The sequence below is a fragment of the Pelomonas sp. KK5 genome (assembly GCF_001984095.1).
Classification (GTDB): Bacteria; Pseudomonadota; Gammaproteobacteria; order Burkholderiales; family Burkholderiaceae_C; genus KK5.
On the sequence record NZ_LYVQ01000090.1, the window covers coordinates 1 to 24,873 of the forward strand.

Genomic DNA, 24,873 nt, shown 5'->3' on the forward strand with positions numbered 1-24,873 from the left:
ACATCTACGTGGCCCCGTTCGGCGCGCCTCCCGGGACCGTGGCGCCGCCCACGCCCGCCCCCGCATTGCCGCCCAATGTGCCCTGGGGCCCGATCCCGCCGGCCATCATGGTCCCCGATGCCGACGGCTGGGTGCCCATCGATCCCGGCGCCACCAACGGCGGCTTCTCCGGCCCCTTGCTGCGCCTCGATTCGAGCAGCATCGTGCCCGGCGGTCTCGCGCCGGGCAACGGCGCGGGCAATGCCGTGGCCACGCCGGAGTCGGGCAGGAAGGTGCGCATCGCCTTCCAGGCCGAGCCGGTAGCGGGCGCGACCGCGTCCACGCCCACGCTCACCAACGAGCTGGAGAACCTCTTCATCAACAACTGGTCGGACGTGAACCTGCTCGGCCTGCTGCAGTTCAGCGGCGCGGGCAACTCGCCCTGCTCGGGCCTGAGCACCGCGCTCGACATCCAGTACACCACCGACCATGAACTGCTGGCCGCCTGGAGCCTGGGCATCTCCACCTCGGCGTCGGTGCCCGGCGGCATCCCGGCGCTGCCGTCCGGCAACGTGCCCCGCGGCGCCGCCGGCACCTTCCATCTCGACATCTCGACCTGGCCGGCCTGCTCGTACCTGGTCGCGCTGTCCACAAGCCGCAAGCTCACCGACGGCGAGACGGACGACTCCGGCCACACCAGCTACGTCACGTTCTGCAAGGATTGAGGACGAACTGCAGCGTCGCTTGCCGGGTGGCAGGGAAAGGGGCTGAAGAGACGATCATTCCTTTCGGGGTCAGGGGCTCGTGCCTTCGTGCAGGCCTCGCACGCCCCTGTCCGGCCTCCGGTGGCGCGAGCATGGTCAGTTGGGGTATAGGTGGACTGATGTCTGTCGCGACAAGCTGCATACGAGCGGGAAGTGAAGTTGAGCGCCACCCATACCAGAGCTCGGCGACCCGGAACCCCGCTCATGATCATCGATGCTATCCGCGACGCCACGACCTGCAACGCGACATGCGCCGGAAGCTCACGGCATCACCTGGCAACGTGGCGGCGCGTGAGTTTCTGTTCCTGCAGTTGAAGATCGAGCTGATGGCTCATGCGATGGCCGAGGAGCGATACCTGCACGTCCATCTACTGATGGAGGACGGCGGTCTGGACGCGTCGCGCCAAGCGCTTCACGAGCATCACGAAGTCGACGAGTTGTTGGGTGAGCCGCCTGATACGGTGATACGGTGAATTGCCTCCAAGCGGCCGTTGGTGGAAGTCGGGACTTGGCCGTTATGGATAGCTATCCAACGGCCATTATGTGTAGACCCCAATTATGAGTAGGTGGGCGGTGTCGCAGCGGTCCAGGCCGCATCAATGCTGGGGAATCTCGGCCTAACGACGAATTTCACTGGACAAAAGTTCGTGGTCGGAAGGGGCCGGCGACGACTTCACTTCCCGAGTTCGTCTTGACCTCCACGAGAGCCCGCCGACCATGCATCAGTACGACTGAGCCCAACCTGGCCATGACGGCGAAGACACTGGAAAAGGCTGCAAGACCGTGACTCGGCATCCAGGCGATTCAGCGCATCCGGCTCGCTGCTGAAGTTCTTGAAGAGGCTGTGATTATGTGAAGCGGCCACATGCTCCGGATGTTCGTCGTCATCGGCTATCCGAGCGCTCTCGGCGCGGAACTATCCATAGCTGGGGTCTGCACATAATGGCCGGCACCGGCCCGATACCGGCTGACGACCCACACCAGTCAGTCCGCCTATCAATCCTGTAGCCCGATAGCTGCCTCTGGCGGCGCGGCCTTTGAAAGGGCTGCCTATGCGCGCGGATGGAGATCTAGCGCTTGGCGTATACATGAGGCGGCTCGTCGTGTTGATGGGCTGTCGTGTCGTAGCGCAGCTTTGGGCCAGAGCCTTGAGCGATGAGGCCGTCGCTGCGAATTCACACCGGACGGCTGCTAGAGCGGCGAATACGCTTGACCCGGTACATGGCTGCATCGGCGATGTGTACAAGCGCCTCCGACTGGTCTCCATCGTCGGGGAAGACGGCGGATCCTATGCTCACGCCCGGCGAGATCAGGTGCCCGCCTAAGGTGCATGGCTCGGCGACAGCCGCTTCGATCTTGCGTGTCAGTGCTTCCAGGTCGCTTCCAGAGGCAAGGCTTGCAACGATGACAAATTCATCCCCTCCCGTTCGGCACACCGTATCGCTGGCTCGCATGCCGGCCGTCAGGATGCCGGCGACATGCTGCAACAGCAGATCGCCAATGTCGTGACCGAAGCGATCATTGACCTGCTTGAGGCCGTCCAGGTCCAGGAACAGGACCGCAAGCGAAGTGCCCTGGCGCTTTGCCAGCGCGAGGTCGTGCGCCAGGCGATCCCACAGGACCGTGCGGTTGGGCAGCCGTGTCAGCGGATCAGTCTCCGAGGCAAGTACCGCATCCTGCAGCGCAGCATGAGCGGAGTCTGCTGCCAGTGCGGCCCTGCCGTGCTGGGCCCAAAGCTCTTCCTGCAGACGCCTGTTCTCCTGCACCATCGCGGCGAGCGTGCGCAAGCCTTCGTCGCTGCGTGCCCACGCGATGTCCTCTTGAAGCGCCGAAAGAGTCTCACGGGCCCTGCGGGTTTCGTCGACCAGCATCGCCAGATCGTCGGAGGCAGGGCTCGTCGGCCGGTCGGTCGCCGCGTTGACGGAGCCGGCCTGCGTACCCGGCCCGATCCGTCTTCCGTCGATTGCCTTGGACTGGGACTGGGAATCATGCCCGTGCTGCCAGGCCTCCTTCCTGAACTGCCATGTATCCTGCGACTCGCCGGTGGAGTCCGGCATGTTTGCATGGGCGCCCATGGGGTTGGATATCGAGTGCTCTCCCCGCGCCGCGGCCTTGGCACCCTGACGCCGCAACTCGTCGCGCTCGGCCGTCGATACGCCCGTCTTGGTCGCAGTCGTTGGCTTCGGCGGCCGAGGGGTCCTGGAGCTTCGCTTCATCGCTACCTCGCCAGCGGATGTAATGACGCGACGCGCGCAAGCGGGGCAAGGTCAATGCACCTCATCGCACCAGACCTTGAATCCGTCCAGGTCGTTGGGGCCGAACGTATTCGAGAGCGCGACGTCGCTGGCATCGCGACCTCTTGCCATCAGGACGCGGCCGATGCGGGGCACGTTGTTGCGGGCGTCGAACGTGTACCAGTCGTCACCCAGGAACGCCTCGAACCATCCTGCGAAGTCCATCGGTCCGTCAGGCGGCGGCACGCCGATGTCGCCGAGGTAGCCGGTGCAGTAACGTGCCGGAATGTTCAAGCAGCGGCACAGGGTGATGGCGAGGTGGGCGTAGTCCCGGCACACGCCTCGACCCTCGTTGAACGCCTCGAAGGCGGACCGGGTGCGCCGAGCATGCTGGTAGCCGAACTCGATGTGCCGATGGACGTAGTCACAGACCGCCTGTACGCGTTGCCATCCCGTCGGGCCGTTTCCGAACTGCTTCCAGGCGAAGTCGGAAAGCAGATCGGTCTCACAATAACGGCTGCCGAGTAGATAGACCAACGTCGACTCTGGCAGGCGCTCGACGTGAATCTGCTGCAGCGTGGCGGCGACGGTGTCCGGTACACCACTATCGTGGATCATCGTATCCGAGCTCACGACGAAGCGTCCTGCTGGCGCGACCAGGCGCGTGCACCAGTTGCCGAAGAGGTCGCGGTACCCGCTGGTCGTGACAGACGGACTGGTCATTAGATGGTCCGGACGCCTGAGATCCCCCACTCTGGAATGATGGACGTTGAGCGCCAGGATCATGGGCGTGGCCTGGGGAAGCCGGTAGGCGATCTCGAATCCAATGCGAATCTTCATTGGACCATCATGCGCCTCAATTGCGCTGCATACACCTCTTCTTCTGCGCCATGCGCCCCCTTGGACCGCACGTACTCGGGCGCGGTACCTCAGTGAGTGCCACGACCGGGCGAATCGCACCCTGCCGACGTCGCCGCGCTGAGCCTGCAGCCATGGATTGACTGCGCCAAGGTCATGGCGATGCGAGAAGCTTGACACCACACTCGACGGGCCGCGCATTGGGTGCGTACCGGCGGACTGCCCGACACAGGCCATGCCAGAAATCGTTGACCCATGCGGGGCGGTTACGAACTATGGCGGGGGAGGCGGGCGCGAAGAATGGCACCTGCGCCGCCGCGGGGGCCCACTCGACGAGACCCGCGCGCTGCTCCGGCAGCAATGTCTCGCGGGGCGCCGGGCTTAGAAGGAGGTCAAAGCGATTCGCATCCAGCATGCCAAACGCTAGATCGTAGGTACTGATCGGCACGATCGACCATCCTCGCTCACGGGCGACGGTCTCCTGCAGCGAGCCGGACACGACGCCGACACGCGTACCGGCAGGCAGGACCGATCCATTCCATGCCGGGTCCGGTGTGCTTCCGCGCCGACCGAAGAGAGCGAGGGTGCCGAGAAGAGGCGCCCACGAGGCATCGGGCCGTCCTCGGCCATCGAGTGGAAACCTCATGCCGGACATGCGCTGCGGTGTGGCACCAAGGAACAGGGCGAATTCGATCCGGCCCTGAACGAGCCATGTGCTCAGGCGTCGGCTGGGTAGCCTCAGCAGTTCAGCCTTGCACCCGAGGCGTTGAAGCGCATCGTTTACGGCCTCGACCTGCCACCCAGGCGGATCCTCGAAGGATGAGCCGTGGCCGTTCAGCATGGGAGGTATCGCGCTGTCGTGGAATCCAATCCGCAGCGGGTTCGGGCACGCGGGCGCGTCGGCGGCAAGCGCGATGTCTGACAGCAGCAGTGCAATGATTGGCAAATATCGACGCATGACGTACCTGGAGCGTTGAGGCGAGCGGGTCAAGGTCGGTCCAGCGCATGTTAGACCCGCCTGGCGCATCCGCCCAGGTGCCTGGCTCTTGGGCTTGGTGGAGGACCCGGCAAGCATCGACACCCCCAACGGCCTTGCGCGCGTCGCAGCTTGCGCCAGCGCGAACCGCGACGGAACTTTGCGTCGCCTTCATCGACATGGCAGCGAGCACGCCGCTGTTCTGGTCCATGCCCTCTGCAATGTTCTCGAGGGCGCCTGCAGCTCTTGGGATTGGCCTGATGGCCTACCTGTCGCGCTACACCCATCGCGTGGCCATCTCCAACAGCAGGCTCGTCGCGCTGGATCCGCGCGGTGTGACGTTCCGCTGGAAGGACTACAGAGCCAAGGCCGATGCCAAGGGGAAGGTGCGCCACAAGACCATGACCTTGCAGCCGCAGGAGTTCATGCGTCGCTTCCTGCTGCATGTGCTGCCTACGGGCTTCCACCGGATCCGTCACTACGGACTGCTGGCCAACGGCAATCGCCGAGATTGCCTGGCGCGGGCCCGTGCGGCGTTGGAGGTCCCCGTAGAGGTTCTGCCCAGCGAACCATCGCGACGCCTGCCGACCTTCACTTGCTGGCACTGCGGCCGAGCGCTGGTCGTCGTGGAGGTTCTCCTGCGCGAGCGCCCGTCGATCCGCGCGCCGCCGCTTGGAGTCGGCAGAGCATGATCAACAGATCCATCGAGTCTCACTGCGCGCACCTGTCCTTGCCCTGTAGATGCCGGCGCAGTGCGAGCCTGCGCTATCCACATACGCGAGCAGCCGAGACGGCCAGCATCATCGGGTTCGAGGTCTTGTTCGTCGTTACCACCGCCGCTCGGACCGTCGGCACGATCCAATCGTCGCTCAAGAGCGCTCGGGCTAACGCACAACGTCAGCGGCGTCGCCGCGTCGAATCGCCATAGCCTTCGACAACCATCACCACGGTCGCCGCGGCTTCCTCCCTCGAGGTTTATCCGACACCTGCCCTCAGGCTGGCAGTGCGCCTGGCAGTGTCTTGCTCGCCGGGCAGATGTCGGACAAACCTAAACGGCTAGAGACGACCGGTAACCGAAGTAGTGCCTTGCAGCGCGTCATCCGCAGAGCGACCATTGAGTGTGACCAGAGCCCGGAATCGGAAGGGCTGTGATTCTCGGCTAACCTCGGGATTCGAAATCTGGATCGAGAGCCACTTCGATGGACGACCAAGAGCACCTCAGGAACCTGACTCAGCTCACATTGGAGCTATCCCGGGCGCTGCTGGCTGCCAGGGCGGAACTCGATGCGTTGCGCTTGCTTCATATGGGCCTCTTCGCAGTGGTTGCAAGCGATCCTGACGTGGAGACTCGCCTCGTCCAGACCTTGCAGGCTGTGTTCGACGCTGACGAAGTTCTATGGCTTAACAGCGAATTGTCGGACGAGTTGCTGCAGGAGCGTTCGAAATGGCTACAACGCTTGACGCCGACCCACCTGCAGGAGCGTTTGCGGTTTCCATAGGCTGCGCGTTTGGAAGTTGGGTTTCCATGTGACGCACGTGTCCGCTGGTAACGTCTGCGTTGCGCTGGACATGCCGGCTCAACCCCCTTCGAGGTCTACCCATCTGATCCATGGAATCTATTGACGTCGATGACCTTCATTCGCTGCTCGGGTCCATCAGTCGTGCGCGACTGGTTGGCCGGGCGCTCTTCGATCGACATGTGGCTGTGCCACTCGGCCTCTCGCGCCCAGAGTTCAATGTGCTCCTGCTGCTGCTCGCAAACGAGGAGTTGATGTCTGCGCAGCTGAGCCAGGCGATGATGATGCCAAAGTCGAACGTGTCGACGTTGGTCGCTCGTCTCAAACTTCGCAAACTAGTCGAGTCAGTGGAGTCGGACTTGCGCCGTCAGTGGCAGCCGCTGGTGCTGACGACACAAGGACGAAACCTTGCGCTGCAGGCCTCGGCCCTGCGTGGCCCGATGGACGACGAACTGGGGCGGTTACTAAGTCCCGAGGAACGGGCCACGCTCATCCGCTTGCTCGGGAAGATCGTTGACGGCGCCCTGCCTACGGGACCTGGATAGACTTGGTACCGCCCCTGAAAATGGCTCCAGCCTGCCAGAACTTCGATAGGGACAATGCCTTGCAGACTGCCGCATTCACCATCTGCGATCTGCTGTCGTCTGGGGGCTGATGGTCTATCCATGCCGCCGCATTTGTCCGTGCTGAGTGCTCATCGTGGTCGCAAGGTATCCTTGGACGTCTGCATCCTGGCCGCCAAAGGTGTGGCCTGACGACACGATGGCAAGAACCTGGACGCTTGATGGCCTGGTTTCGGCATTGCGCTCGGAGCGGCCAATCGACAACCAACAGATCGCGGGGCTCCTAGCCCCGGTGAACTCTCGCGAGCACGAACTCGTTCTGTCGTTTGTCCTGCTGCAGAACAGTGTTACCACAGCTGTTTTGGCCAATGCCAAGGGGCACAGACTGCAGGAGGCCCAGGGACCGCGCAGCTATTGCTCGAGTGACGTCGTCGCGTTGGTCCGGAATGGGCATCCAACGGTACCGGCCGGCCTATTGGACCTGGCGCGCCACGGACTGCCCGCCCATTGGTACAAGCTTGGGCGTCGGCTTGCACGATGAGCCGCGCAATCTCTGTTGTTCGTGAAGCGCGCAAGTGACGCGCCACGATTCTGGGCAGGACGGCGTCACTACACATCCCCGATACGGCGGGTGCAGGACTGCTGCTGGTGAGATGCGCGCTGCGCCGCCGTCAGGACCGGAATGGGCCGAGCAAGGCGAATTCGTGAGTCCTCAGCGAAGCCGGCCAGGGGCGCCCAGCCATTCAGTGCTGCTCTGCATGTCCATGGGCCCTGACAGCCGGGCTGAGGGCCTCCTGAAGAAGGCAGGTCTTGACCGAGCCGGACGGTCGAGCGCTACACGCCTGCCAACCCCAGCGAAGCGCGGACCCGAGCCACCGTCATTTCGTCGAGAGGGTCATCACAGACCACATGCAGCTCGCGTCGTGCAACCTGCAATTGCGGGCTGGCGCTGCCTGCCCCGCTCGCCACGCCTTCCCAGACCAGAACCCCGCGCTGACCATCGCGGTCCGCCAGGAAAACGCGATCGAAATCCCGCCTGTCGGCCGGGCTGACCTCAAGCTCGTTGGTCTTTGATGCCATGGCGTTTCCTCCTTGCGCAGGCAAGTATGCCGCTGCAGGTTCATCAAGTGGAGGCCGAATGGAGAGTCTTCGTAACAGTGCCGCTGACCTGGGTCAGCTCATTCTGTGGCGTTGTTCGTTCGCGCAATTCGGCTGCCAGTCGGCAGGTGTGGATCCGTGCAGTCAGCCTCTAGCGACGACTGCGCTCGGGCTTTTCGGCCAAGCTGGCCCACAGCGCTTGCACCAGGTCGGAATGGGTGCGCTCAAAGTCCCGGTTCACGGCGAGATAGAGCTGCATCGTGCCATATGGCCGAGGTAGCGATTCGATCTGCCCGGAAGGCAAGGCGCTGACCAACTGGATCGCTTCGTCGGTCAACAGCACGGCACCGACGCGGCCCCGGATCAGCTTTGCGACCAACTGCTCGTTCGTCATGGCTCTTTCATCCAGCGGAACGCCAAGCCCCGCGAGCCCGGTACCGTAGGAGCTGCCGAATTTCAGGCCAAGTGGCTGGCCGTCCAGACCCGTCAGGTTGCGTCCGTCCCAGTCGACCTTCGTTCCAACTCGGCGGTAGATTCTTATCTGGATGTTCCCGACGGCAAGGTCGGGTGAGAGCTGACCGTTGCGTGTCGGATAGGCGAGCCAGGTTTGTCGGTCGGGCGAGAAGACTCCGATCAGCGCATCGGCCTTGCCGGTGCGGGTGTCCTGCAGGCACCTTGCCCGGGGAGCGGCGTAGTGCTCGATGTCGAGATCCAGAGGCCTGGCAGCCGCCAGTACCCGCTGGTGAAAAACGCCGATGCCCTCCGGCGTCGTGGGCTGGCCCGACACGCAGAGCTTGAGCACTGTTAGTGGCGCCGCAGGCGCGAGCGCCATTTGCAGCGCAACGACCGGCGCGACAAGCATTGCCGGGATTCTTGGCATTGAGTTGGTCCCGTGGCTGGCCGGGCTTCGAGTCTATCCGTGTGCGGCTCTGGGAACGTTGCGCGAGTAGGGGCCATGGCTCGCTGCTCCAACCGCTGCGGGTTGCGGTGAGACCAGATCTCAGGCACCAGCGCGTCTCGTGATGCGCCACACTGATTGACTTCGGCCTGAAGGGCATTCCGGCGGAAGGTCTCAGACGGCCGAGCCGCAGGCCGAGCATCGGATTGGAGGGACCGCGCTTGAGATGGCATAGACTGGTTGCAGGGAGTCGAGCGATGCACAAGCCGGAAGCTGGCGTGTTGGTTCAGGCAGACATGACCTCGGGAAAGCGGCCTGTCGTGCAGGCACGCTGAAAACCAGTTGCTCCGCCGGCCGGCCTATTCAACCGGCCGCGCCCAGGGCCATGGACATGCTGCACGCCTCCTGCTGCGTGCGCTGCGGCCTCGTGCGCGGGTCTTCACCGCGCGTTCGCGCGCCGCGAATTCTGTCGGCGGCTGCAGCGTTGCTCTGTCCCACCGATGCAAGTGCGACAGGCGGCCGACCTGGTTGAGGCCCGTTGGGGGCAGCGGAGCGACGCCTGTGAGCTCTACAAGTCAATGCAGACGTCGCATCGTTTGCTCCGAGAGCACCGCCCTCAGCGCGAGTGCAAGTACATCAAACCCTGGGAGAAACGCAGATGTTGATCTTCGGCATGTGGACTTTCGGAAAGAAGCTGGCCCTCGGCTTTGGCCTGTCCTTTCTGATACTCCTGCTCGTCGGTGTGTCGTCCTACCAAGGCGTCCGGACGCTGACGCGTACCAGCTACGAGGTCGCTCATTCTCATGAGGTGTTGAACCACATCGGGGACCTGCTCAGTGCCCTGAAGGATGCCGAGACCGGTCAGCGAGGTTTCGTGCTGACAGGCGCCGATGACTACCTGGAACCCTACAACGCTGCTCATTCCGACATCCCGCGCCTGGTGGCGGAGCTGCAGCGGCTGGTAGTGGACAACCCGAGCCAGTCTCGGCTGGTGGTGCAGGCAGCAGGCCAGATCGCAGCGATCATGAAGCTGCACGCCGCGCGCATCGAGGAGCGCCGGTCGGCCGGTCTGGAAGCAAGCCTGCGCTCGATCCGCAGCGGCGAAGGCAAGCGGCTGATGGACGATCTTCGACTGGTGTTCGGTGAGGTCGACAGGGCGGAGGAGGCGCTGCTGCAGCAGCGCGCCGCAGTGGTCGAGTCCGCGGCTTCCGGTATCCGTATGGCGATCACCTGGGGCACCGTGATCGGCCTGTTGTTGGTCTGCGGCGCCGGCATGACCCTGGCCCATTCGCTGAAGTCGCAGATCGGCGCAGCGGTCGACGAGGTTCAGCGCTCCTCGACCGAGCTGCAGGCGGCATCGCTCCAGCAATCGACCGGGGCCCGTGAGACGAGCACGGCAATGGCCCAAGTGGCAGCGACCACCGCGGAGCTGATGCAGACCTCGCGCGAGATCAGCGAGAGCGCTCTGCACGTTGTCGACATTGCCGGTCGAACGGCAGGTGCGGCACGTTCAGGGGACCAACTGCTGCAGGCCGCAGACGCTTCGATACACAGCATGCGGGAGCAGATTCGCCTGGTGGTCGAGCACATGCTGAACCTAGGGCGGAAATCTCGCCAGATCGACGCGATCCTTGACCTGGTCGTCGAACTGGCCGATCAGACCAACATACTGGCCACCAACGCCACGATCGAAGCCATTGGCGCCGGCGAGCATGGCCGGCGGTTTGGCGTGGTTGCGGACGAAGTCCGCAAGCTGGCCGACCGCATGTCTGCAACGACCAAGGGGGTCCGGCAGCAGATCGAGGAGGTGCGGGGGGCGGTCGATGCCACCATGCGGGCTACCCAGGTCGGCTCCGAGGCCGTCGACGCTGGCGTCAGCCAGTTCGGCTCTGTCACGGCTGCCTTCGTCGACATCGGTGCGATGGTCGTAAGGACCAACGATGCGGCGCGCCAGATCGAACTGTCGACCCAGCAACAGGCGACGGCAGCCGCGCAGCTCAACGATGCGCTATCGCATACCGCCAGGGCGGCCCGTGAAACTGAAGCCAGTTCCACGCAGACCTCCCAGACGGCAACGCGCCTGGTGGACATGTCTCATGGACTGAAGCGCCTGATTGCGCCCACGCGACAGGGCGCCCGCTGAATCAGAGCCGAGGGAGAGTGCGTGACGATCAAGAAGTCGCGAGGGCTCTCATGCTGTAGGTCGATGCCGACTCAGCTTGGCGACTTCAGCGCTGAGGGCTTCTACGAGCTTCGAGACCGACGCGCTGCCCGCTTAATGCCTTTGGTTTTACCGCAGGCAGGATTTCGGCGCCGGCGCTCAGCTCGCCTCTCTCTGGCGCGGCATCGCCCAGGCTCCCGGTGTCATCGAGGCACAGCGTATTCGAAATCAACATGAACTGTTCGAAGACGTCAGGGACTTTCGACTTCAGAAATCGGGCAATCGACGCCTTGGCCGTTAGCTTCGAGATGTACCCACGCACCACGACAAATGTGAGGACGTCCTGCCCGTAATCATGCTCGACGTCCTTGTAGTGCGCCTGCAAGCTCGACATCTCACGTTCCATCCTGGCAAGCTGCTCTGCGGACAAGCCCTGGGATGGCCTGGCTCGCTTCGGTGCACGGAGATGTTCCGCCGTAGGCGTCCGGGCAAGTCATCTTGGAGACCTCAGTCAAAGGTCTGGGTGCTTTAGCAGGTGAACGGCTGTGGCAGCGTCTGCGGCAGGCTCATCTGTCGCAGCCCGCACTGCCACCAGCCAACGTCCCGCCATTGCCCGAGCTTGAAGCCGACGCTGCGATACACGCCGATGGACGTGAAGCCGACGGACTCGTGCAGCGCGATGCTCGCGGCATTCGGCAAGGCGATGCCGGCGAAGGCCTGGAAGTACCCCAGGCGGGCCAGCACGCTCTTCAGTTCAATGTAGAGGCTCTTGCCGATGCCCTGGCCCCGAGCGTCTTCGCGCACGTAAGCTGTGGTGTCGACGGCCCATTGGTATGCGGGCCGCTCGCGGTCCCGGCTGGCGTACACGTAACCATTCACCCGTCCATGCTCGTCCACGCTGACCAGCCAAGGCAGGGTCTGCAGCGTGGCCTGGATGCGGTCACGCATCTGCTCTACGCTGGGCGCCTCCAGCTCGAAGGAGATGGCCGTGTGGCTCACGATGGGTTCGTAGATGCCCGCGATGGCGTGAGCATCATCGGGCGTGGCGACACGAATCCCCATGGCTATCCTCTTTCGGGCCGTAGCGGCGCCTCGGTCTTCGGGCTCGCAGGGGCGGGAGCACCGAGCGCCTGGTGCGCAAGCACGCCAAGCGCGGCGCCGGCGAGTTCGGCGACGATGAAGTTCATGGCACTCGCCGGCGCAATGCCTGCGAAGCTGTCGCTAAACATGCGGCCGAAGACCGCAGCCGGATTGGCGAACGAGGTCGACGCCGTGAACCAGTAGGCCGCGCCAATGTACGCAGCCACCATCGCGGCCGCCCGTTGCTGCGGCGCTCGCAGGATCACCAGCAGCAGGCCGAAGGTGGCCGCCCCCTCGGCCAGCCATTGACCCGGGCCTGCGCGTACCTTCGTCGACAGCTCCATCAACGGCAGCTCGAACATCGCATGAGCCAGCCAGGCACCGAGGAGCGCGCCCAGCAACTGAGCGCCGATGTAGGGTCCCAGATCGCTCCACGGAAGTTGCCGACGGGCCACCATCACGAGCGACACCGCGGGATTAAAGTGCGCGCCGCTGGCCGGCCCGAACACTTCGATCAGCACGTATAGACCACCCACCGTCGCCATCGTGTTCGCCAGCAGTGCGATGGCGACGTTGCCGCCGGCCAGGCGCTCTCCCATGATGCCGGAGCCGATGACCACGGCAAGCAGCAGCATCGTGCCGAGGCCTTCAGCGAGCATTCGCCGAGACAGGGAGCGGTTCACGTCAGCCCTTCGAGATGGCGCTCAACGCCACCTGCAGTTCGGACTGGCTCATGGCCCCCAGCGGCAGCGCAAGCAGCTGCAGCATCCGGTAGCCGATGGCCTGCCGCGTCAGCTCGAAGGCCTGCGCCTTCTGACCTTCGGGTGCATTGGACGGGTCGGCGTAGCCCCAATGGACCTTGACCGGGCTGCCCGGCCAGTACGGACATTGCTCCGCCGCGGCGCTGTCGCAGACGGTGATGACGATTTGCATCTCGGGCGCATTCGAGCCCGCGAACTCGTCCCAGCTCTTGGAGCGCATGCCGGTGGTGTCCACGCCTGCGTTGGCCAGGGCAGTCAGCGCGTAGGGATTGATACGGCCGCTAGGCATGCTGCCGGCGCTGAAGGCGCGCACGTTCTTGTCCAGCTTGCCGGCCCAGTGATTCAGCATGCCCTCGGCCAGCGCGCTGCGCGCCGAGTTGTGGGTGCAGAGGATCAGAACATTCGTTGTCACAGGGCAGTCCTTCGATTCAGCAGCACGACGACGCGGCCTTGACCGGGATCGCGATGCCCTTGCTGACCTTGGCCTTGGGCGCTTCCCCGATACAGCATGCCGATGGGGGTTCGGCTGCCTCAGCGGCCACCGGCTGCCCCTGGCTGAAGACGGGGATGCTGCCGAGGGTATGGAACTGCTCCCAGGCGATGCCCTGCGGATCGGTCAGCCAGTATTTGTCGCTGTGGGCGTAGCAGCAGGTGGTCTCGCCTTCGTCCAGCAGGGCCATGTCGGCCGCCTTCGCGCGGCTTTTCAGCTCCACCAGTTCCTCCCCGGTGTCGGTCTGGATGCCGAGGTGGTCGACACCCGGCTTGCCGCCGCGGGTGGAGATGGCGAAGTTGATGCGCGGGTCATCCAACATCCACTTGGCATAGTCGCCTTCGACGCGGGTAGGTGCTGCACCGAAGAGCGCCGAGTAGAAGGCAATGCTGGCCTTCAGGTCTTCGACGTGGGCGTGAACATGGAAGCGCTTCATGGGGTTTCCTTCAAGGTGAGGCGATCAGCAGCAAGACGTGGCACCGGGCGTGACCTCGCAGGCGGCGCCCTGGCAGCAGTTCTCGGTCAGGTAGTTCAGCAATGCATCCATCTGCGGGTAGGCGGCGCGGTAGATGACGTGACGACCCGACTGCTCGGAGGTCACGAGCCCGGCCTCGCCCAGCTCCTTGAGGTGGAAGCCGAGCTTGGCATAGGCGATGTCCAGCATCTCGACGAGCGCGCCCGGCGTCAGGCCGGACTGGCCGGCTACGACGAGGGCACGGAAGGCATCAAGGCGGATGGGATGCGCCAGAGCGCCGAGGGCTGTGAGTGCCGTGGTCTTGTTCATGGCTCAACATTACAATAAAAGTTGTAATGATGCAAACAAGCCAGGCAGCGGGCAGGCTCTCAGGTAGGCGCCAGGGCGGTGCGGCTCGCGGCAACCACAGTCCTGGCTCTAGCCGCGGCCCACCGATGCGGCAGCAGGGCGCCGATGTCGGCGGCGCGCTGGGTCGGTAGCCGCGTGAGCACGTCCTTCAGGTACCCAGCGTGGCGCTGGGCGACAAGGTGCTCAAGGTATCAAAGGGACGGCTCGCGGAGAAGCGCGTACTCTCTTTGCAAGCGTCTTCAAGGCCGGGTAAGGCCGGACACGGGAACCAGCTTTACCAGAAGGCACGCGTCCATCTTTGCAAGGGCGATGGGACTGATAACGTACATCATGAATAGCCCGGCTGCTGCGACATCCGAAGCCATAGAGCCTTGCTGCTGGGCCTTGCGGCGCTGCTGTTGCCTGTTGCGCTGGACGTAGTCCGGATGGCTCTCGCGATAGCATTTCCAGTAGTCCGGGTTTCGTGCCAGCCATGCGGCCTGCGCCCTGAGCTGGTTGTCCCGGTAGTCCGGGTCCGTGCGCCTGCGCGACTGCTGCCAGAGCTTTCGGCGCTCGCGCTGGCAAGGCGGGCTTGGGCAGTAGCGTTGATCGGGAACCTGCGGCCGGACGTCAAAGCACTGACCGCATGCGACGCATCGGCGATTGAGAGCCATGATGGTTCGGACCGAGGCCCGCGGAAGTGGCAAGAGCCTGCTTATAGCCAAGCCTCGCATCGGGTATCCGGATCACCGTACCTGCACCTTGGCCATGCCACGGTCAAAGGGCTGATGGCGAAGTCAGCGGCGACCGTCGAGGTAGGCGACTGGATCGAGCGCAAATGTCCAGGCTGACGACTGCATCAATGCCATGTGCAAGTGACGACGCCGAGGCTCGATTACCTGATCAGCCTCTGCAAGGTACAGCTGGCAAGCCAGGGCTCCTGCGAGATCGCAAAGCACCATGCAAAAGCGATCCGAATCCTGCCGTGCGTCGATCCTGGCCCAGACCTCGGTGTGGGACTCCTCGGCATACAGCTCAATCATGCTGGCGTCGGGGTCACCGTAGATCGTCCAGCGTGACGCCAGTGGCCGCATTGGCGGCAGGGCCGCGTTCAGCCGATCCTTCGCGATGGTCAGGCTTTCGCGGGGAAGGGGCGGTGCGCGAAAGTCCTTCAAAGTTGCCAGCGGCAGCGTTTGGTCAATTGGAATCAGCCACAGGTCGAAGTGCCATGCTGCCATGAGGCCTCCCCATCATTGGTCAGGATGAGTCGTCACCGCGAATTGTGGATGACGCCAGCCTGCCACCAGCATGCGTGCTGCGCTTGGGGTACGTGGTTGCAGGCCTAAGGGCTAGCGGGCTAGGGGAAGCGCAACCCCGTCCGCAGGTGGGGTGGGGTGAGGTGCTTGAGCCAATCGGAGCGCGCCTGCAGCATGTCGTCAGGAACCTCGCTGTTCAGCGCCAGAGCGGCATCGGCATCAAAAACCGCCTGAAGGGTGACAGCCAGGCGCGCACTGAACGCCGGGTCACTTGCGGCGACGGCAAAGTATCCCGTGCAGAGCAAGCGCATGGCGTCGAGTTCGGCCCTGATCGTGACTACAGTCTTGGCCAGGTCAAGAACCCGCTGTGTCAGCACCTGAAGTTGCTCCGTATCGCTGCTGTCCATGGCTCGCCTCGTGTTGGATCATTGCGCGCAGGGTAGCGGAGGCCACCAGGCAGCGCGCATACAGGTGGTGATGGATGGGCAGGAAGCGCCAGCAAGTCTTGCCGGTGATGGCGTGCAGTCGCTGGAACTGAGCGAGCGCGAACGGGGAAAGGTAGACGGTCAGGTCCGACTGCTTCTCCTTGGTTTTCGCCTCGGGGACGAACCACGTCCCTTCGCCCAGCTCCACGTGCTCCCATTCGGCCACTCGTTGCGGCGTCACTCGGGTGGGGAAGGGGCATCAGTTCAGCGTTGCCAGACTCGACACCGTCTGTCGGCCAACAGTCTTCCTCGGCGTCGGTACGATGCCGCGCATGCCCGACCACCCGATTCCCCCGCCGCCCCGACCGAACGCGCTGCTTCAACTCGCGCCCGATTGGCTGCAATGGGTGGCGGAGAACCGGCTCTGGAACTCTTCTCCCGAATCGATGCTCGCTGCCATGGTGGCCGCGGGCCAGGATGAAGCGCTGAGCGCAGCAGCCATCTCGCAGATCGAGCAGGATCCTGTCTTCCAGGCGGCGCGCCGGCACCAGCAGATGCTGCGCAAGCTGGAGTCCGTGGTCTCGAATATGCAGAAGGTGTGGGAGAGCGATCCCGGTTACCGCGTGATCGAGAAGCGCCGCGGCGTCTCGCGGGAAGAGTTGCTCGAGCGATACGTGAAGGGCTGCCGGCCGGTGGTCTTGCAGGACGTGGCGGAGGATTGGCCGGCCATGCGCCGCTGGTCGCCGCAGGACCTGAGCGAGCGCTTCGGGCAGCTGGAAGTGGACGTGCAGCTTGGCCGCAATAGCGATGCGCTCTTCGAGCAGAACAAGGCCTCGCTGCGCAAGCGAATGCGCGTGGCGGAGTTCGTGGAGCGCGTCGTCCAGGGCGGCGAGACGAACGACCACTACCTCACGGCCAATGACGAGATGCTGCGCCGTCCGGAGTTCCTGCCGCTCCTGGCGGACATTGGCCGCATGCCGCCCCTGTGCGATCCCGCCCTGCTACCGACGGCGGCGTCCTTGTGGTTCGGCCCCGGCGGCACGCATACGCCACTGCATCACGACAAGCTGATGCTCTTCCACACCCAGGTACTCGGGCGCAAGCGATGGCGCTTCATCTCGCCGCTGCAGACGCCGCTGCTCTACAACCGGATGGGCGTTTTCAGCCCCATCAACCTGGACGCGCCGGACTACGAACGCTACCCGCTGTTGCGCCGGGCCACCGTGCTTGAGACCGTGCTGGAGCCTGGCGACACGCTTTTCCTGCCGCTGGGCTGGTGGCATCAAGTCAGCTCGCTGGAACTGAGCATGTCGTTCTCGTACACGAATCTCGATGTCCCCAACGAGTTCGACTACCAGAATCCCACTATCGGGAACTGGTGAACGACGGCCCTTCCGGGCCGGTCTTCATTCGCTAGCCGACCTAGCAGTGGTCACCCGTCGCCCAACCGGCGGTCACGAGAGGGAGAGACAGGTCGTCGCGCCGCTTGATCCGTCAATCGCACGGCAGGCCCTGGCTGCGCGTGAAATGGTCACGCGGCGCGCCGGCGTGACCTCTTGAGTTACCGATTTGGGCTTATGGTCCGGCCGGCGCCCGTGGCGCGAGCTGCCTGACTTCACTCCCCGAATTCCATGACTGTTCTGTCCCGACTCAAGATCGCACCTCGACTAGCCCTTGCCTTCACGGGCGTGCTCGCGCTAACGCTGGCCGTCGGACTGTCTGCGCTTCTGGCACTTTCCCACGAGAACGAGTCGGCCGAGGATCTGGCGACCAACTGGCTGCCTTCGGCAAGCGCGCTCGGCGAGTATGCGATTGCCGTGTACGACATCCGTCGTTCGCAAGCCCGCCTTGCAATGACGTCAGACGCAAGCGAGATCGCGGAGCAAGTCAAGGCGATTGGCAAGCGCCAGGGCATCGCCGACAAGGCATGGAACGTCTATGCGCCGATGATTGACGGCGAAGAGGAGAAGGGGCTGGCCGCGGCGATCAATGCCGCGCAAAAACGCTACTACGACGACCTGCAGAAGCAGTTGCAGGCGCCGGCTGGCGACGGGAATCCGCGCGAGCAGGCTGCGGCGATGTACGTGGGCGGCTCGAACAAGAGCTTTAACGAGTTGGTGGCCGCGATCCGTGCGGACATGGAGTTCCAGAACAAGGGCGGCCAAGGCGCTGTGGCTACGTCGCGGGACGTCTTCTTCCAGTCGAGGGTACTGATCGTGGCGCTGGTGCTTGGCGCGATGGCGGCCGGTGCATTGCTGGCGTGGTTCATCGCACGCTCGATCACGGGGCCGATCGCGCGGGCCGTGGAGGTTGCGGAGACAGTGGCATCCGGCAACCTCACGACCGTTGTGGACTCGACCGAGTCCGACGAGGTCGGCCAGTTGCTTCGCGCGCTCAAGAAGATGAACGACAGCCTGGCCGGCATCGTCACCCAGGTGCGCCTGTCCTCCGACTCGATCGCGACCGGTTCCTCGCAGATCGCTGTCGGCAATGCCGACCTCAGCCAGCGCACGGAAGAGCAGGCCAGCAACCTGGAGCAGACCGCGGCCTCCATGGAAGAGCTGACCTCCACGGTGCGTCAGAACGCCGAGACCGCCACCGCCGCGACCCAGATCACCAAGGGCGCCGCGCAGGCGGCCTCGGACGGCGCCCAGGTCGTCAGCGAAGTCGTGGCCACGATGGCGCAGATCGCCCAGGCCTCCGGCAAGGTGGCGGATATCGTTGGCGTCATCGATGGCATCGCCTTCCAGACCAACATCCTGGCCTTGAATGCCGCAGTGGAGGCGGCCCGTGCCGGCGAGCAGGGAAGGGGCTTCGCGGTCGTGGCCAGCGAGGTCCGTTCGCTGGCCCAGCGTTCGAGCCAGGCAGCTCGCGAGATCAAGCAACTAATTGCGGCCAGCACCGAGAAGGTCGATGCGGGATCGCGCCTGGTCGAAAGCGCCGGTCAGTCAATGGCGAACATCGTCACGCAGGTGTCGCGAGCCAGTGATCTCATCGACGAGATCGGGTCCTCGAGCAGCGAGCAGAGCAAGGGCATCTCGCAGGTGGCCGATGCCGTGAATCAGCTCGACCGAGTCACGCAGCAAAACGCGTCGCTGGTTGAGGAGAGCGCCGCAGCTGCGGAAAGCCTGAAGCACCAGGCGGCCAAGCTCTCAGAGATCGTCGCCGTGTTCTCGCTGGCGCGGACGCGCTGAGCTCCGGGTTCTTGGGCCCTACCAAGGCACCGCTTCCGAGGCTACTAGAGCCTCGCAGGATGCCCGAGAAAGCTGACGACGCTGCATCGGTCGTCTCGGTGACGACCTACGCGGGCGCCTTGGGTCCGTCGGGGCGAGAATGAAGAACCGGGCCTGGAAGGCCCGGTTCTTCATTTAGATGGTGCACGCTGCGCGTCCAGTGTTCACGTTGCTTCCGAGGCTTTACCACGATGCCACTGGCGAAGTTGCCCCCGGACTCTTTCGAGGACTGGCGGCACGGCCCGGTGCATCGGAATGTCGATACCGGCTGCGACCCATCTGCGACATTCGATCTACTGAACTCACTACCCTGAAGCTGTCGTCCAGGAAGTACAAACAACCCGTGGAAACTCCGTTCCGCGGCGACGCTGGGCAGTTAAAGCCCGAACTGGTCGCCGGACAAGTCCTGAGTTCCCGCGCCCTCCGGCCGCGTCATGCAACCGGCCGGAACACGAAGGCGTCGCTGAAGAAGCGATGGTCCGCCAGTCCGGCCCTGTCTCGGAAGGCGCTGCGGGCCGTGTCGCCCATCAGCGGTTTGCCGCAGGCGTAGACCTCGTGCGCGGACAGAATCGGGTGGTCCGCCAGGACCGCCTCCTGAACGAATCCCTGACGGCCTGTCTCGCTTGGCGGCGCTTCGGAGAACACCGGCACGCGGGCGACGAGGCACGTCGCGACGATGACGTCAGGGCTCCTCGTGTAGGCGCCAAGGATCGCCCCGCCGATGCCCTCGCACAGGCAGAAGGCGAAAGCGCTCAGGAATAGTCAATGCGGGTGGTCGCCGGCAGTGCTCATTGGGATGGTCGGGGGGCATTGAGCTTGCGAGGATATTTCAGGTGCCGTCTCGATGCTTGAAGCATGCGATCCCCCTTTGGAGTTTGACCGAGCGACAAATAGTCCATGAGCGAAGAGATCGTGTTGACGGCTGTCGAGAAAGGCGGCATTTACTTCATCCCCTCTGCCGTTGGCGGCAAACAGGTCGACGAGGCCGTGCAACTCAGCTTACAGGCGAAGGGCTTGATCACGGCACCGCTGGCCGATGGGCGGCGCGTGGTGACCCGTCTGGAAGACCGAGTGCGGCAGGGCGCCGTCAAATCGCGCGTGCAGGGCTAGTGTCGACGGTGGCATGACGCCGCCCTTGAATCGATCGGTCAGGCACAACAGCCTGCTTTGGCCGCGGTCGGTGGATCGCTGGCAATTGCGCGGAACTGTCGGGTCGTCCACGCGGCTGGCGCAGGGATCGTCTGATCTTGGACGTGCCAAGGCGTGTGCGAGCCCCGATTTGGACTGGGTTCAGGAGGGCAGGTTGCAGTCCGATCGACCTTTCCGTGACCAGAATTGCGGGTGGCACAGGCCGAGACAGGATCGCGCCAGTCGTAGCCAAGCCAAAAGTACCCGAGGTGATCGATGCTTGCAGCGTGCGATCCGACTGATGCCCGTAGCGTCGCGAGCGGTCACGCGACACCCTTGGGCCGGACGTGCTCGGTGTCACCTTGGCGCGCCGGTTGAACTGCCCGTGAACTACGCACTCGGCAGCACTTGGTGCTTCTCAGAGAATGAGTTCACAACGCGAGCAGCGAAGGCATGTGAATTGCCATGCACGGCTCGCGATCCGTCGCCATGAAAGGTCCCGGGCCGGTCATCGAGCGCCGGCAGCGCGAAAGAGAAGAAACCAGTGGGAAGTCGCATCATGACCAGCCGTTTGACGCTTCTGCAGCACCGATTCGCTTTTCCGATCGTGGCTGGGTCGGGGGTTCTGGCTTCGGCTTGCTTCGCGCGCTTCTTGGTGTGGCATCTCGGTTGGCGCTTCGGTTCCGCCAGCGCGAGCGGCGGGCAGACGTTTAACGCATCGGACAGCGTCCTGGCCTATACCCTGCTGGGCTGCATATTGCTGCCTACTGCGGGCGTGGTCGCGACACTGATGCTGAACACGGTTTCAGCCGTCAGCGTGCACTTCGACGATGGCGCGCGCACGGAAAATCTGGAATCCAGGCAGGACGTGTGACGATCGACCGGCGCGATCGTCTCGTAGCCCGATGACCGCCTGGCTTTCCCTGTCGTCTGGCCTGCTTCTTGTGGTGCGCCGGCCTATGACGCAGATCCGGCCGTGACGACGCGTTCCTGATCGACCGGTTTGCGGCGACGAGGTTCCTCGGCCCCGTCCGCGCTTCGTTCTGCTAACGCCTGCGAAGTTCTGGGACCGATGACAGCTTCGGACCGGCACTTCGCGGCCGCCAGCTTGCGGCCGGGACCCGGTAGCTGGTCATGACCCGCTGCAAACGACGAACAAGGCCAAGCAAGACCCCCGAAAGCGGTCGGCTCGACCAATTGCCGGATTGGACCCTTACAGCCTAAAACCGGCTACGGCGTCCGAGAGTCGCTCGGACTGCTGCTTGAGGCTTTCAGCTGCCGCCGCACTTTGCTCTACGAGCGCTGCGTTTTGCTGAGTTACTTGGTCCAGTTGGACGATGGCTTCGCCAACTTGTCCTATTCCGCGACTCTGCTCATCGCTGGATGTGCTGATCTCCGATATCAGTCCGGTCACCCGCTTCACCTGGGAAACAATCGCCCCCATCGAACGGCCAGCGTCGTCAACGAGCGTCGATCCTGCCTCGACCTTCTCAACGCTCGTCGCAATCAGGCCCTTGACCTCACGGGCAGCTTGCGCACTCCGTTGAGCCAAGGAGCGCACCTCACCAGCTACGACCGCAAAGCCACGACCTTGCTCACCGGCTCGCGCCGCCTCAACGGCAGCATTCAGCGCCAGGATGTTCGTCTGGAATGCGATGCCGTCGACGACGCCGATGATGTCGGCAATCCGCGTTGAGCTCTCATTGATCTCCCGCATGGTCGCAACAACGCGACCGACCACGCTGCCGCCCTGTTCCGCTGCCTCAGCTGCGCTGCCCGCTAGCGCAGAGGCTTGCTTGGCTGTTTCCGCGTTCTGCTTGACGGTCGCTGTCAGCTCTTCCATCGAGGCTGCAGTCTGCTGAAGGTTGCTGGCTTGCGCCTCGGTGCGCTGGCTGAGATCCGCATTGCCAGCCGCAATCTGGGCCGAGCCGGTCGCGATGGAGTCCGAGCTGTCGCGCACACGGCTGACGATCGTGACCAATGCGCCGTTCATATTCTTCAATGCACGGAGCAGCTGGCCAGCTTCGTCGAGCGAGTCGGCCTCAATTTCGGAGCTCAGATCGCCGGAAGCCACGGTTTCTGCAATCTTCACAGCAGCGTTGATGGGCCGCACAATCGACGTACTCAAAAGCCAGGCGATGGCGACGGTAACCAGGGCGGCCGAGAGGGCCACGATCACCATCGTCGCCCACGTCCTGTTGTAGGCCTTGCTCGAATCCTCGTAAGCACGAACACCGCCTGCGGATTGGAATTCGACGTCTGCATTGATCGCCTCGATGGTGGCATCGAACGATTTGCGGGTCGCGTTGCGGAACATGTCTTCAGCGGCGACCCTGTCGCCGGACTTTGATACAGAGAGTGCCCTGTCGAGATCGGCGTAGTAGGCGTCCTGTGCCGCGACAACAGCTTTGGCGATCTTTTGCTCTTCGCCTGGATCGATGGTTGCGGCATACCGCTTCCAAGCCTCTGCCGCTTTCGCTTTTGAATCGAGAATGCGGCGAGCCTGCTGATCGACATCTTCGGCTGACTTGGCCAACAACGTCAGGGCCTCGCCGCGTCGAATGTTGGATAGGGCGGCTTCATAGTCGCCTAGAGATCGGGTGGCCAACAACCAGTTATTTGCCAGATCAGTTGTCGCATCGTGAACTCGGCTCACGCCCATAGCCCCTACGCCGCCCACGATCAACAGCATCGCAAGCAGGATGCCGAAGCCCATCGTGAGGCGCCTACCGATCCTGATGTTCTTGATGAACTCCATGTGCTACTCCCTGTGCTGGATATCGCTAGATCTTGATGGCCCTCGCTTCGCCGCCGGACAGCGCAAGCAGCCGGCTGATGCTCGTCATGGGTAACGCCAAGTGCGCTTGACGTTTTATAGGGTCCACATCGACTGGAGCAATGCTGGGAGCCAAGAGGATTCTCAGACTCTCCCTTGGTTGCGTGCTGTAGGAAATCGCTGACAACGACCTCGTAGCGGTCCTTGAACAAGCCATTCACACAGAACCGTCTTCTCTCCTACACCAACCGCTGGCAGTCGAGGCGCGTCAGAGCGGAATCTGCAGGAGCTCCGCTATGCAGGAAGTGGGGTTTCCATCGAACTAGTGGGCGGTAGGCTGACCGCACTGCTGAAGCCCGGCGCATTTGCGACCCGGCCATACCTGTGGGAAGTGCAGCACAGCCTTCAACCGTGCTGAAGCAATAGCAGCAAGCGCACCAGGTCCGCTTGTCGTCGCGTGTAGGTCTTGTCGAAGACGGCACGCATGTGGGTCCGGACGGTGCTGATTCCTACACCGGCTTCGCTCGCATATTCGTCAGGCGTCCTCCCGCTGGCCAATGCAAGGGCCACAGCGCTCTCGGCCCGCGTGAGCCCGAAGAGGCTGGCCAACTGCTCGTTCGCCGGCAACACCGCATGGCCCGGCCGCCGAGCCATCACGAGCACTCTCGCGGTACCCAGCCTCGAGCGAAGGGGTGCATCGGCCGGCAAGGCAGAGATCGTGAGGAAGCAGGCGTTCGGCTCGCCGCTGCGGCTGGTGATCGAGAAGCGCTGCGCGAGTCCCGTTGCCCCGACATTCGCCAGCGTCTCGCGCAGACGCGCCGCATCGCCGTCATGCGCGGCCTGCAGCACCGCGCCCCGCTGCACCAAGTGCTGGGCGTCGCGCAGCATCGCCTCCGCATGGCCGTTGGCATGCACGATGCGTCCGGCACCGTCGAGGCCGAAGAGTGCCAGGCCTGCGGCCACCGCCGCCTCGCGCCCGACATCCCCTGCTTCTCTCAAGGGCTCCGTCTCGACCCAAAGCTTCACCGCGCGCTGCAGATGGGGAACCATCCGACGCGAGCGCAGGATGTCGCCGCCGCCGAAGGCGCCGCGATCGTCCATGCGCATCATGGCGAGCAGCACGTCGTGGTTGCCCGCGATCAGCGGCCTCGTGAACCAGGTGTAGCGCTGGCCGACGACAGGCAACAGGTAGTCCTGGAAGAACTCGCTGCCGGAGACGAACCGGTCCGAGAAGTGGTGCTGGCAGACAGTCATCTCACCGACGGACAGGTTGTCGATCAAACGGCGTCGTGGATCGACGGACCAGTAGTGCTGGTTGTAGATGTCGATATTGCTCTGCGGAATGCCTTCGGTGAAGACGTTGAACGGCGCGGATTGCGCCATCGGGTCCCAGCACAGGAAATGGAAGACGTCTGAGCCGCTCCAAGCCGCGAGCTTGGAAAGCGACGCCTGCCAGCGCTGAGGATGCACGGCGGCCTCGTACAGGCCAGCCACCACGTCGTCGAATTCTTCGGCTGCGCTGCTGTTCTCCACTCGCCCTCTCGATCGGAAGCGGTCCTCTACGGAACCTGATGCCGCGCGATTCTAGGACAGGGATTTTTGACCGTGTGCAAGACGTCACGCGGCGGGCGGTGGCAACTGTGGGTCCTCATTCATTTGGATGAGGAGGACGCCCACCCCCCAAAAACAGAATGGCGCCGAACCCACTACGCGCCCGGCGCTGAACATTGCAGATGAACACGACCTCGACCGCCCGCCTCCGCCTCATGTCCGCCACCGTGCTGGCCCTGTCGCTGTCCGCTTGTGGCGGCGGCGATGGCGGATCTTCCGCACCTTCGCCTGCGCCCGCTCCGACACCGCCCGCACCGACGACC

Annotated in this window: 25 protein-coding genes and 3 pseudogenes; 10 read left to right on the forward strand and 18 right to left on the reverse strand. The window is 63.9% G+C overall.

What is annotated here, in order from left to right:
* Both B0W88_RS33630 and B0W88_RS15505 read left to right on the forward strand, forming a co-directional pair.
* A pseudogene (locus B0W88_RS33630) lies at positions 1-704 on the forward strand (hypothetical protein); the annotation flags it as partial.
* A 287-nt stretch (positions 705-991) separates the two neighbouring features.
* Positions 992-1,216 (forward strand): hypothetical protein, encoded by a 225-nt coding sequence (locus B0W88_RS15505; protein ID WP_077035551.1) that lies wholly within the window; start codon positions 992-994, stop codon positions 1,214-1,216.
* 702 nt (positions 1,217-1,918) lie between these two features.
* On the opposite strand, the gene B0W88_RS15510 is transcribed toward B0W88_RS15505, so the two are convergent.
* From B0W88_RS15510 to B0W88_RS33000, 3 genes are all read right to left on the reverse strand, one after another.
* On the reverse strand, positions 1,919-2,959 hold the full coding sequence (locus B0W88_RS15510; protein WP_083748812.1) for a GGDEF domain-containing protein: 1,041 nt from the start codon (positions 2,957-2,959) through the stop codon (positions 1,919-1,921).
* Between the two features lie 51 nt (positions 2,960-3,010).
* Complete coding sequence (locus B0W88_RS15515; protein WP_077035553.1) at positions 3,011-3,817, reverse strand: transglutaminase family protein; 807 nt, start codon at positions 3,815-3,817, stop codon at positions 3,011-3,013.
* A 172-nt stretch (positions 3,818-3,989) separates the two neighbouring features.
* Positions 3,990-4,793, reverse strand: coding sequence for an amino acid ABC transporter substrate-binding protein (locus B0W88_RS33000; RefSeq protein ID WP_144006787.1), 804 nt, complete (start codon positions 4,791-4,793; stop codon positions 3,990-3,992).
* A 278-nt stretch (positions 4,794-5,071) separates the two neighbouring features.
* On the opposite strand from B0W88_RS33000, the pseudogene B0W88_RS15520 reads away from it, so the two are divergent.
* The 3 genes and pseudogenes from B0W88_RS15520 to B0W88_RS15530 all read left to right on the forward strand — a co-directional run.
* A pseudogene (locus B0W88_RS15520) lies at positions 5,072-5,503 on the forward strand (transposase); the annotation flags it as partial.
* Between the two features lie 507 nt (positions 5,504-6,010).
* Positions 6,011-6,310, forward strand: a complete 300-nt coding sequence (locus B0W88_RS15525) for a hypothetical protein (RefSeq protein WP_077035555.1) — start codon at positions 6,011-6,013, stop codon at positions 6,308-6,310.
* A gap of 110 nt (positions 6,311-6,420) precedes the next feature.
* The gene (locus tag B0W88_RS15530) at positions 6,421-6,873 is read left to right on the forward strand and encodes a MarR family winged helix-turn-helix transcriptional regulator (RefSeq protein WP_077035556.1); all 453 of its coding nucleotides are present in this window, start codon (positions 6,421-6,423) and stop codon (positions 6,871-6,873) included.
* 852 nt (positions 6,874-7,725) lie between these two features.
* Here B0W88_RS15530 and B0W88_RS15535 read toward each other — a convergent pair.
* On the reverse strand, positions 7,726-7,971 hold the full coding sequence (locus tag B0W88_RS15535) for a hypothetical protein (RefSeq protein WP_077035557.1): 246 nt from the start codon (positions 7,969-7,971) through the stop codon (positions 7,726-7,728).
* A gap of 169 nt (positions 7,972-8,140) precedes the next feature.
* Complete coding sequence (locus B0W88_RS15540) at positions 8,141-8,851, reverse strand: ABC transporter substrate-binding protein (protein WP_077035558.1); 711 nt, start codon at positions 8,849-8,851, stop codon at positions 8,141-8,143.
* Positions 8,852-9,545: 694 nt separating this feature from the next.
* Here B0W88_RS15540 and B0W88_RS15545 point away from each other — a divergent pair.
* Positions 9,546-11,030, forward strand: a complete 1,485-nt coding sequence (locus B0W88_RS15545; RefSeq protein WP_077035559.1) for a methyl-accepting chemotaxis protein — start codon at positions 9,546-9,548, stop codon at positions 11,028-11,030.
* Between the two features lie 85 nt (positions 11,031-11,115).
* Here the strand turns inward: B0W88_RS15545 and B0W88_RS15550 are convergent.
* The 10 genes and pseudogenes from B0W88_RS15550 to B0W88_RS33010 all read right to left on the reverse strand — a co-directional run.
* Positions 11,116-11,511 (reverse strand): annotated as a pseudogene (locus B0W88_RS15550) (plasmid partitioning protein RepB C-terminal domain-containing protein); the annotation flags it as partial.
* A 65-nt stretch (positions 11,512-11,576) separates the two neighbouring features.
* On the reverse strand, positions 11,577-12,110 hold the full coding sequence (locus B0W88_RS15555; RefSeq protein ID WP_077035561.1) for an arsinothricin resistance N-acetyltransferase ArsN1 family B: 534 nt from the start codon (positions 12,108-12,110) through the stop codon (positions 11,577-11,579).
* 2 nt (positions 12,111-12,112) lie between these two features.
* A complete protein-coding gene (locus B0W88_RS15560) occupies positions 12,113-12,799 on the reverse strand; it encodes an MIP/aquaporin family protein (RefSeq protein WP_255378656.1) in 687 nt (228 codons plus the stop codon).
* 13 nt (positions 12,800-12,812) lie between these two features.
* Complete coding sequence (locus tag B0W88_RS15565; RefSeq protein ID WP_077035563.1) at positions 12,813-13,301, reverse strand: arsenate reductase ArsC; 489 nt, start codon at positions 13,299-13,301, stop codon at positions 12,813-12,815.
* A 16-nt stretch (positions 13,302-13,317) separates the two neighbouring features.
* On the reverse strand, positions 13,318-13,815 hold the full coding sequence (locus B0W88_RS15570; RefSeq protein ID WP_077035564.1) for an ArsI/CadI family heavy metal resistance metalloenzyme: 498 nt from the start codon (positions 13,813-13,815) through the stop codon (positions 13,318-13,320).
* A 24-nt stretch (positions 13,816-13,839) separates the two neighbouring features.
* Positions 13,840-14,163, reverse strand: a complete 324-nt coding sequence (locus B0W88_RS15575; RefSeq protein WP_077035565.1) for a helix-turn-helix transcriptional regulator — start codon at positions 14,161-14,163, stop codon at positions 13,840-13,842.
* Between the two features lie 278 nt (positions 14,164-14,441).
* Entirely contained in the window at positions 14,442-14,855 is a 414-nt protein-coding gene (locus B0W88_RS15580) for a hypothetical protein (protein WP_077035566.1), read from the reverse strand.
* Positions 14,856-14,978: 123 nt separating this feature from the next.
* The gene (locus B0W88_RS15585) at positions 14,979-15,419 is read right to left on the reverse strand and encodes a hypothetical protein (RefSeq protein WP_077035567.1); all 441 of its coding nucleotides are present in this window, start codon (positions 15,417-15,419) and stop codon (positions 14,979-14,981) included.
* 119 nt (positions 15,420-15,538) lie between these two features.
* The gene (locus B0W88_RS15590; RefSeq protein ID WP_077035568.1) at positions 15,539-15,844 is read right to left on the reverse strand and encodes a hypothetical protein; all 306 of its coding nucleotides are present in this window, start codon (positions 15,842-15,844) and stop codon (positions 15,539-15,541) included.
* Complete coding sequence (locus tag B0W88_RS33010) at positions 15,792-16,070, reverse strand: hypothetical protein (protein WP_158080866.1); 279 nt, start codon at positions 16,068-16,070, stop codon at positions 15,792-15,794. The genes B0W88_RS15590 and B0W88_RS33010 overlap by 53 nt, the downstream gene beginning before the upstream one ends.
* 124 nt (positions 16,071-16,194) lie before the next feature.
* On the opposite strand from B0W88_RS33010, the gene B0W88_RS15595 reads away from it, so the two are divergent.
* Together B0W88_RS15595 and B0W88_RS15600 are read left to right on the forward strand one after the other, a co-directional pair.
* Complete coding sequence (locus tag B0W88_RS15595) at positions 16,195-17,244, forward strand: cupin-like domain-containing protein (protein WP_158080867.1); 1,050 nt, start codon at positions 16,195-16,197, stop codon at positions 17,242-17,244.
* 249 nt (positions 17,245-17,493) lie between these two features.
* Positions 17,494-19,056, forward strand: coding sequence for a methyl-accepting chemotaxis protein (locus B0W88_RS15600; protein WP_077035570.1), 1,563 nt, complete (start codon positions 17,494-17,496; stop codon positions 19,054-19,056).
* Between the two features lie 471 nt (positions 19,057-19,527).
* On the opposite strand, the gene B0W88_RS15605 is transcribed toward B0W88_RS15600, so the two are convergent.
* Complete coding sequence (locus tag B0W88_RS15605) at positions 19,528-19,746, reverse strand: hypothetical protein (RefSeq protein ID WP_077035571.1); 219 nt, start codon at positions 19,744-19,746, stop codon at positions 19,528-19,530.
* Positions 19,747-19,992: 246 nt separating this feature from the next.
* Here B0W88_RS15605 and B0W88_RS15610 point away from each other — a divergent pair, with 246 nt between their 5' ends.
* Positions 19,993-20,205: a hypothetical protein gene (locus tag B0W88_RS15610; RefSeq protein ID WP_077035572.1), complete on the forward strand. Its 213-nt coding sequence runs from the start codon at positions 19,993-19,995 to the stop codon at positions 20,203-20,205.
* 577 nt (positions 20,206-20,782) lie between these two features.
* Positions 20,783-21,097: a hypothetical protein gene (locus tag B0W88_RS15615; protein WP_077035573.1), complete on the forward strand. Its 315-nt coding sequence runs from the start codon at positions 20,783-20,785 to the stop codon at positions 21,095-21,097.
* Between the two features lie 339 nt (positions 21,098-21,436).
* On the opposite strand, the gene B0W88_RS35205 is transcribed toward B0W88_RS15615, so the two are convergent.
* Together B0W88_RS35205 and B0W88_RS15625 are read right to left on the reverse strand one after the other, a co-directional pair.
* Complete coding sequence (locus B0W88_RS35205) at positions 21,437-22,981, reverse strand: methyl-accepting chemotaxis protein (protein WP_077035574.1); 1,545 nt, start codon at positions 22,979-22,981, stop codon at positions 21,437-21,439.
* Between the two features lie 423 nt (positions 22,982-23,404).
* Complete coding sequence (locus B0W88_RS15625; protein WP_077035575.1) at positions 23,405-24,532, reverse strand: helix-turn-helix transcriptional regulator; 1,128 nt, start codon at positions 24,530-24,532, stop codon at positions 23,405-23,407.
* Between the last annotated feature and the right edge of the window lie 341 nt (positions 24,533-24,873).

Bases quoted from the DNA above. Each gene is read 5' to 3' on its own strand.
- B0W88_RS15505 (WP_077035551.1), top strand. From the start codon at position 992: ATGCGCCGGAAGCTCACGGCATCACCTGGCAACGTGGCGGCGCGTGAG.
- B0W88_RS15510 (WP_083748812.1), bottom strand. From the start codon at position 2,959: ATGAAGCGAAGCTCCAGGACCCCTCGGCCGCCGAAGCCAACGACTGCG.
- B0W88_RS15515 (WP_077035553.1), bottom strand. From the start codon at position 3,817: ATGAAGATTCGCATTGGATTCGAGATCGCCTACCGGCTTCCCCAGGCC.
- B0W88_RS33000 (WP_144006787.1), bottom strand. From the start codon at position 4,793: ATGCGTCGATATTTGCCAATCATTGCACTGCTGCTGTCAGACATCGCG.
- B0W88_RS15525 (WP_077035555.1), top strand. From the start codon at position 6,011: ATGGACGACCAAGAGCACCTCAGGAACCTGACTCAGCTCACATTGGAG.
- B0W88_RS15530 (WP_077035556.1), top strand. From the start codon at position 6,421: ATGGAATCTATTGACGTCGATGACCTTCATTCGCTGCTCGGGTCCATC.
- B0W88_RS15535 (WP_077035557.1), bottom strand. From the start codon at position 7,971: ATGGCATCAAAGACCAACGAGCTTGAGGTCAGCCCGGCCGACAGGCGG.
- B0W88_RS15540 (WP_077035558.1), bottom strand. From the start codon at position 8,851: ATGCTTGTCGCGCCGGTCGTTGCGCTGCAAATGGCGCTCGCGCCTGCG.
- B0W88_RS15545 (WP_077035559.1), top strand. From the start codon at position 9,546: ATGTTGATCTTCGGCATGTGGACTTTCGGAAAGAAGCTGGCCCTCGGC.
- B0W88_RS15555 (WP_077035561.1), bottom strand. From the start codon at position 12,110: ATGGGGATTCGTGTCGCCACGCCCGATGATGCTCACGCCATCGCGGGC.
- B0W88_RS15570 (WP_077035564.1), bottom strand. From the start codon at position 13,815: ATGAAGCGCTTCCATGTTCACGCCCACGTCGAAGACCTGAAGGCCAGC.
- B0W88_RS15575 (WP_077035565.1), bottom strand. From the start codon at position 14,163: ATGAACAAGACCACGGCACTCACAGCCCTCGGCGCTCTGGCGCATCCC.
- B0W88_RS15580 (WP_077035566.1), bottom strand. From the start codon at position 14,855: ATGGCTCTCAATCGCCGATGCGTCGCATGCGGTCAGTGCTTTGACGTC.
- B0W88_RS15585 (WP_077035567.1), bottom strand. From the start codon at position 15,419: ATGGCAGCATGGCACTTCGACCTGTGGCTGATTCCAATTGACCAAACG.
- B0W88_RS15590 (WP_077035568.1), bottom strand. From the start codon at position 15,844: ATGGACAGCAGCGATACGGAGCAACTTCAGGTGCTGACACAGCGGGTT.
- B0W88_RS15595 (WP_158080867.1), top strand. From the start codon at position 16,195: ATGCCCGACCACCCGATTCCCCCGCCGCCCCGACCGAACGCGCTGCTT.
- B0W88_RS15600 (WP_077035570.1), top strand. From the start codon at position 17,494: ATGACTGTTCTGTCCCGACTCAAGATCGCACCTCGACTAGCCCTTGCC.
- B0W88_RS15610 (WP_077035572.1), top strand. From the start codon at position 19,993: ATGAGCGAAGAGATCGTGTTGACGGCTGTCGAGAAAGGCGGCATTTAC.
- B0W88_RS15615 (WP_077035573.1), top strand. From the start codon at position 20,783: ATGACCAGCCGTTTGACGCTTCTGCAGCACCGATTCGCTTTTCCGATC.
- B0W88_RS35205 (WP_077035574.1), bottom strand. From the start codon at position 22,981: ATGGAGTTCATCAAGAACATCAGGATCGGTAGGCGCCTCACGATGGGC.